Annotated in this window: 4 protein-coding genes; all 4 read left to right on the top strand. The window is 64.0% G+C overall.

Going from position 1 to position 7,023, the window contains the following annotated elements; genetic code table 11:
- Positions 1 to 220 precede the first annotated feature (220 nt).
- The 4 genes from ACFFJD_RS16805 (at position 221) to ACFFJD_RS16790 (ending at position 6,851) form a co-directional block, all read left to right on the top strand.
- Positions 221 to 1,009: a hypothetical protein gene (locus ACFFJD_RS16805; protein WP_382366264.1), complete on the top strand. Its 789-nt coding sequence runs from the start codon at positions 221 to 223 to the stop codon at positions 1,007 to 1,009.
- 140 nt (positions 1,010 to 1,149) lie between these two features.
- The gene (locus ACFFJD_RS16800) at positions 1,150 to 3,315 is read left to right on the top strand and encodes a type IV secretory system conjugative DNA transfer family protein (protein WP_382366262.1); all 2,166 of its coding nucleotides are present in this window, start codon (positions 1,150 to 1,152) and stop codon (positions 3,313 to 3,315) included.
- 27 nt (positions 3,316 to 3,342) lie between these two features.
- Complete coding sequence (locus ACFFJD_RS16795; RefSeq protein ID WP_382366260.1) at positions 3,343 to 4,377, top strand: hypothetical protein; 1,035 nt, start codon at positions 3,343 to 3,345, stop codon at positions 4,375 to 4,377.
- 194 nt (positions 4,378 to 4,571) lie between these two features.
- Positions 4,572 to 6,851, top strand: a complete 2,280-nt coding sequence (locus tag ACFFJD_RS16790) for a WD40 repeat domain-containing protein (protein WP_382366258.1) — start codon at positions 4,572 to 4,574, stop codon at positions 6,849 to 6,851.
- Positions 6,852 to 7,023: the final 172 nt, after the last annotated feature.

Genomic DNA, 7,023 nt, shown 5'->3' with positions numbered 1-7,023 from the left:
CCGCATCGCCATCACGCAGTTCCAGTGCCGGGGCAGGAGAATTCGCCATAGCCAATTATCTCAACCCAGGAACCATAAACTAATTAACGACACGCGACACTAGGTCAGGTACTCGGGAATTCGGCAGAATCCGGGCGGAGATTCCACCGGAAGGATGACCGACGGACTACGCGTGCAGCGATACGATCGCCGAAGACTTAGGAGACGGAGTGGGCAGCAGATGGAAGTGCTCGGTGCGTTCATCCTGTTGGCGTTCTTGTTCGGAATTTTCTGGGTGATGTTCCAGGGCGTCGGTAAGTACCCCGGGCGCAAGATCGGCGGCGTCGCGTCGGACCGGCGGGACCCCGGTGACCTGCGGTGGGTCGTCGCTATGATGGGCGGGCTCGCGCTGGGCACTGCATACGGTGAGCTCTACTCTTACGCGGACGCAATGTCTGGAGCTGCGATCGGGCTATTCGTCGGGGTGTTGGTGCTCCTGCCTTCACAGCTCGGTGCACTTGCCGTGGCGGGCATCAACGTGGCCGCAGGGCTGATTGCGGTGTGGGGACTCGGCCGTTTGATCGCGGGATCCGGCGGCTTCGATGTGCTCGGGACGGCCTACCGAATGGTGCTGGTAGTGACGCTGGTGGCCGCATTCGCCCTTGGTGTTCTGTGGTCTGGTCATCTCAAATCGTTCATGAGGGTCGGCGGGCTCGGGCTGTTCGGAGTAGTTGAGGTTGTCGGATTTCTCGTCTCGCCGCAGGGCAGTGACACTCTCAACCTCGGTGAATCGCCCGTCGTGTCCGCGGCCTATGTTCTGGTGGCCGCAGGACTGGCGCTTCTCGTCGGGACGGCGGTATCGCCGTATGTGCTTGGGGTGCTGGCGATTTCGGTGGCGGTGGTCCAGTGGTTTGGCGCTTCGGTATTCGGCGACGCGGAATCATCTTGGATCGGCACCGTCGCCGCAGCGTTTGGCGGTGGAATCGCCTTCTTCGGGTCGAAGATGTTTGGGCTCCGATCGCGTGTGTAGCGCTGTCGCGGGGAATCACCGGCGCGGAGCTCCTTGCGGTTGAAGGCAATCGCATTCGACGACTCGGGTGCGCACAGGTATCCGAGGGAGTGGGGAAACGGTCTTGATTGGATACTGCAGAAGCGAAAGGACCGATTGCTATGAGCGTTGGAACGACAGTGGGGGACTCTTCCGACCTGCGTGCCGAAGGAGCGGTGCTCACGATCACGGGGCTGCGGCCACGAGGTAAAGACGAGAGCAACGAACCGGTGTTGGATGCGGTGATCTCGATGCTGCGCCTGGTTCCGGGTACCGAACTGAATATCGAGGCCGGCTCTGAGGTGCTTCCGGGCAGCGAGGGGCCGTCGACCCTGATGGTTCGTCTGGACTCACAGGTCGATGCGATCCCCGACGAGTTCGCCCTCGTCCTCGATGAGGACGTGACAACAGACTGGACTATTCGTCCGCACCTAGCCCGCGAACACGTGTGGCGCGGACGCCCGGAGGCGGCTGGCCTCGGCTTCCGGCCTCGGAGGCAGACCTCGTCGACGTGGGACACCGTGGAATCGGTGACATTGCGAGACCGGGCGCGCCTGTGGAAGGCGCTGAGCCGCTGGCACGGCGGCCGGATCGAGGTGGCGATCACCGCTGTCGATCAGCAGTGGTTCACGATGTCGGTGACTCTCGTCGGCGAGTCGACCCCTCCGCTCGGCCTCCTGGCAGCGCTGCGTGACAACTTCCCCGGGCTCGTGTTCACCCCGGATACGCCGGAGATGCCGGAGTGTGGGAAGGACCTGTTTCGGTGTGACGAGTCGGAAGTGCGACTGGCGCTGCTGCTTCCGGTGGGCCCGGATTCTCCGGTGGGATTCCTGGCCGGCGCGCCAGCGGGGTTGCCGGTCTCAGCGACGGTGGAGCGACGCCGAACCGGAGGTGATCGCGGCGTCACCGTCGGGATCGCGAAAACGGACGCCGGTCTGCCTCTCGACGTGACGCTTGGCGACAAGGAATTGCTGCGCCACATGCATATCGTCGGTGCGACGGGTACGGGTAAGAGCACTTTGCTCGCAGGTTTGGTGCACGAACTTGCGCACAGTGACAACGGCGCGCTGGTGCTGGACCCGCACGGCAGTCTCGTCGATCGAATCCTCGCCGAGCTGCCGGCGAGCGCCGCGGAACGGTGCATGGTGGTGCGTGCGGCGGATCTAGATCACCCCATGCCTTTGAACCCTCTGCACGCCGATGACGCGGTGAGTCTCGCGACCGCGATCTCCGACATCGGGGCGATGTTCCAGGAACTGTTCGACCGTCAGGAACAGGGCATTGTGGGGCCGCGCTTCATCGAGCGCATCAATCACGCACTCCGCGGACTCGTGCTGCTGCGTGGCAAGCGGGCAAGCCTGCTCGATGTTCCGTTGATGCTCAGCGACAAGGCGATGATTGCCGAGGTGATGAAGAAGCTGACCGATCGCCGCGAGTTGGTCTGGTGGCAGAACGAGGTGGGTAGTCAGCGGAAGAGCAGTGAGTATGGCGACTTGGTTTCTTGGGTCAACAGCAAGTTCGAAGCCTTCTCGGCGAGTCCGGCGCTTGCGCAGATTCTCGCGTCCGGACAGGACGTGTACCACCCGGCGACAGCGATGGACACCGGCCAGATCGTGCTGGTGGATCTGGCCAAGGGGCAGATGGGCGCCTCCGCATCACGGCTGCTCGGCTACTTGCTGTTGAACCGTTTCTGGGTTGCGGCCATGAATCGTCAGACCGACCGGCGGTTCCATGTGATCGTCGACGAGGCGCATTCGGTGATGGCAGGCTCGCTGGTGAACATGCTCTCTGAGGGCCGGAAGTTCGGAATCTCGGTGACGGCCGCGCACCAGTACCTGGGTCAGCTCGATAACGAAGTTGCGCAGGCGCTGACCGGTAACGTCGGCACGTCGGTGATCTTCCGGGCGAACGGTCCGCACGTCGCCGAGCACGTCGCGACGACCGGTGGTGCGGTGGGTGCGGCGACGCTTGCGAATCTGCCGATGTTCCATGCCATCGTCACCCGCAACGAGGCGGACGGGGTGTCGTCGGCGCCGTTCACGATGACCGTGGATCCGAGGCTACGGCCCCAAACCTGCGACCGGGCCGCACTCGACGACGTGATGGCGTCGTCGTACCGGCACCTCAAGGACCTCGACCTAGGCCGACTGGACCCGGCAGACTTCCGGTCGAGTGAACCGGAGCCGCCACCGCCGTCGTCGGACACGAGTTTCCTCGACGACTGGCTGACCAAAAGGAGAGCTTCCGGGGGGACGCCATCGTCGGGTGGCACGGTCTTGGATTCCTAGGAGCGCGTAGATGAGTGGAGGGATGTCGTGAACGACGACGGACTGAGCTCGCTGATCGCGGCGGCTGCGCTGAGTCAACTCGCAACGACTCAGGCGCGGGAGACGCGGGAGGTCCGTGCTGCCTCGGCGGAGCGGGAGCGGCTGGAGAAGGAACGGGCGGCAGAGGCCGAGCGTGCTCGCGCGGCCGCAGCTCGCGTAGAGGCTCGTCGGCAGCGCTTGTCCCGGGCGAACGGAGGGGCGATCGCCCGGCTGCCCCTGACTGTCCCGTACGGGATCGTCTACTTCTTTGGATTCGGAGCGTCGAATGTGGGGAACGAGTTCTTCGTTGAGTCCACGATCATCGACGCGCTAGTGGCGATCGTGATCACCGCGGTGGTGTGCGTCGTGATCTGCTGGGTAGCCGACTTCGTCGTCGGACGACCGCGTCGCTGGGTGACGGCGATCGTGGTGGCGGTGACCTTCTCCATCGGCTGGTCGATGGTGGCGCCCGATCCGACCGGAGCGACTCTGCCGATCATCGGAGCGACCGTTGGCTACCTGATTGCGATCGCCATCACGCAGCTCGTTCTGTCCGTGAGCGACCAAACCACCGTCGAAGCGCCCCTGAACGACACGCAGCGGTTCTGGGCGACCTGGGCTTCAGTCGTCGCCTGCCTCGGCATCCCGCTCGCCATCACGCAGATGGTCGCGTCGGTCTCCCCGGCGGCCGGGCTGAGCGTCCGGAACTGGGTCATCGACCTGTACGACGACGGCTGGGGTTGGTATCAGTCGCTGCTCGGATGGTTCGACGGGATGTCCCGACTGAGTGACGACGCCTCTGTCGCCTGGACCATCCCGATCATGGTCGCAGTGTTCATCGTGACAGCAGGCGGCCAGCCGCGCGAGAACTTCCCCGGCCGACTCTCACGCATCGAGGCGCTGATCGTCGCGGCGTCCGCCGTCGCCATGGTCATCGCGATCATGCTGCAATGGGCTCTGGCCATGACCTTCGCAGCCACGCTGGCCCTGATCTTTGGCATCCTCGGCGCAATGATCGCCGTGTTCGCGTTCTTTGCGAGTTGATTCGGTGAGGTGTGACGTCTCGGCCGCGCCCACCCCGAGCAGGCCTTGAGGCGAACCCTCCGGAAATCCCGGGACGGATCACCTCGAGCTCCTCGGATGTGTGGAGGAGTTGCCGTAAATGCGCAGGGCTGTCCGCCGCCGTGTCATTCGGCTGGGGGATAGTAGTGCGTCGTCGACTGCGGAACTCTTGGTCCGTGACTGAGGAACTTAAGGTAGTCGTCATCGGAGCCGCAGCTGATCAGCTGGCACTGCGCGAGATCTCAGATGTCCTCACGCAGCGTGAAGTGCGGATCATGTCGCCGGGTGCCGCCGAGAATCCGGATGCGGTCGTCGTCGGAGTGTCGTCGGCACTGGTCCGGGACAGCGCTCTGATGTCGGATGTGGCAGGTTGGCAGAGCGCGAAACTCGTGCCGGTTCGGATTGGCCCAGTGGTCGACGTTGAAGTGCCGCAGTTTTTAAGTGAACTGAACTGGATTCTCTGGGAGTCAACAGTCGACTCTGGTGAACGCAACGCTACGTTGCTGACAGCGTTGCGGATGGATCTCCACCGTTATCGCGATTCGCAGAGCCTCGAGGCGCAGGCGGCGGCGTGGGTCTACTCCGGTCGTGAGCCGGACTATTTGATGAGCGACCGCAGAGCGATCAAGCGGTCGCTGGAGACGACCGGTACGGTCGGGGCCGCTGACGATGTTGGGACCGCCAGTCCTCGGTTGATCGAGTACCTCGAGTACTCGCGGCAGGCGGCGCGAAAGGAGTGGTGGCGCAGGAACCGGCGGTGGGCATTCCGATTCGGCGTGCTGGCGGCCATCGTTGCGATCGCAGTGACAGGCTTTCGCGCGATCAGCGACTTGAAATCATCGAACATACTGGCCGCTGGCTTGCTCGGTGTCAGCTCTGACGAGGGCCGGCCGGATCTGCAGGGTCTCAAGATGGCAGGCCTTATGATCCAGCAGAGCGCGGCCGGCCGCGAAGTCCCGCAAGCCGCGTACGGAAAGTTGATCGCGGCGATGGAGGCCCCGTGGGGGCGCGGAGTCCTGGGTTACGCCAAGGACGCGCACCTGAACGGTTTTGCGCTAACTGGTGATCCGGATATTGCGCTGTCCGCGGACTCGGTCGGCACGGTGGTGACGTGGGATCTGCGCACCGGCGGAATGACATCCCGGACCCGGATCAGTCAGCAACCGCTGTTTGGGATCGTTTCGACTCCCGACGGTGCGATCATCGCCACCTACGACCAGGACTCCGTCGTCCGGGTGACGAATCTGGTCTCCGGAGATTCTTCGGAGATCCAGCTGCCATCGCTGCCCCTTGGTATCGCGGTCTCGTCAGACGGCGCCGCGGCCGCGGTGTTCACCGAGGGTGGCGATCTGAGTAGGGTCCGCGTGGGCGCCGCCGGGCAGCTGAAGGCCGAATCGGTCGGTGAATTCACCGAGGTGCATGATCTGCGTGCCGGTCCCGCCGGGCAGATGTGGGCTGCTGTGCGCGATGGCGGAGACCTGGCCGTCGTGGATGTTCTCTCAGGTCGGGTCGTCGAGCGATACGGTTGGCCGCAGGACCCGGCGGAAGTGGCCGCCGTTTCGCCGTCAGGGAAGACGGTTGTCGCTGCGGACGGACGTGGAGAATTGCTCCGCAACGCGGGTAGCACGCTGCGTCCCGTGGGTATGCGCGTTTCCTTGGCGCTCACTGCAATGGCCGTCGACGATGCGGGTCAGGTCGTGGTGATGTCGTCTATCGGGGGAGCGCGCCTGGTCGATACTGCGGCGAAACGGGTTTCGCGGGTGTGTGCCGTGATGGATTCGGTGCGAACCTTCAGTTTGTCGCCCGACGGTCGCACTCTGGTGTGCGGGAACATGGGCGTGGGTGAGATCGCGGATCTGACGACGTCGATGTCGGTGCCGGAGCCTTCGAGTCGTCTCGTGGGGGCCGATGGGAGTGACGTTGAGGCGGCGGGCACCTCCGTCGCAATCGACGACGATGGGTCCGTCCGTATCTCCGGAAGAGGATGGACGACCGTGCTGAATCCTGACGCGGTGCGAGTGGAGACGGAGTCGCAGCCGGACGTTCCCTGGGTTTCGGGCCGGATCTTCGGTGAAGGAACTCCTTCGAATGTTGCGATCACGCCCGACGGCACGACGGTCGCCGTCGCGACCTCTGCGGGTGCGGTTACCGAGATCGACGTCGCGGCAAATGGGGCGATAGGGCTGGCGGCTCGCCACAACTTTGGGCCCCGCGAAGTCTCGAGGGTGCGCTGGAGTCCTGATCGCCGGCAATTATGGGCGATGACTTCGGACGGGCGTTGGCTGATGTCGCAGTCGTGCGCTGGATGCGGAAATTCACTTGACGCTCTCTTCAAGGGGGTTCGGGAACGGGTCTGGTTCTGCTACCCGACCGCCACGTTGGACTTCTTCCCGGACCGAACGCAGCGTGAACTAGGACTGACCGAATGCCCGCAGCCGTTGGGAGTGCCAGCGTGACCGATTCGGTGTTCATCTCTTATAGCCGTGCGAATGATCATATGGCGGTCGCGCTGGCTGACGCGCTGAGTAGTGCCCCATAGAGTGGTGTAGCCCGGTGACCGGGACCATGACGAGCAGCGTGTCGTTGCTCGGAGCGGGAGCGGTCACCGTGTGATCCTTCGAGGAATCT

The sequence above is a fragment of the Gordonia phosphorivorans genome (assembly GCF_042432625.1).
GTDB classification, from domain to species: Bacteria; Actinomycetota; Actinomycetes; order Mycobacteriales; family Mycobacteriaceae; genus Gordonia; species Gordonia phosphorivorans.
This window is presented reverse-complemented; position numbering and strand designations above follow the sequence as displayed.

Excerpts from the sequence above, each read along its gene's own strand:
- ACFFJD_RS16805 (WP_382366264.1), top strand. The coding sequence starts at position 221 with ATGGAAGTGCTCGGTGCGTTCATCCTGTTGGCGTTCTTGTTCGGAATT.
- ACFFJD_RS16800 (WP_382366262.1), top strand. The coding sequence starts at position 1,150 with ATGAGCGTTGGAACGACAGTGGGGGACTCTTCCGACCTGCGTGCCGAA.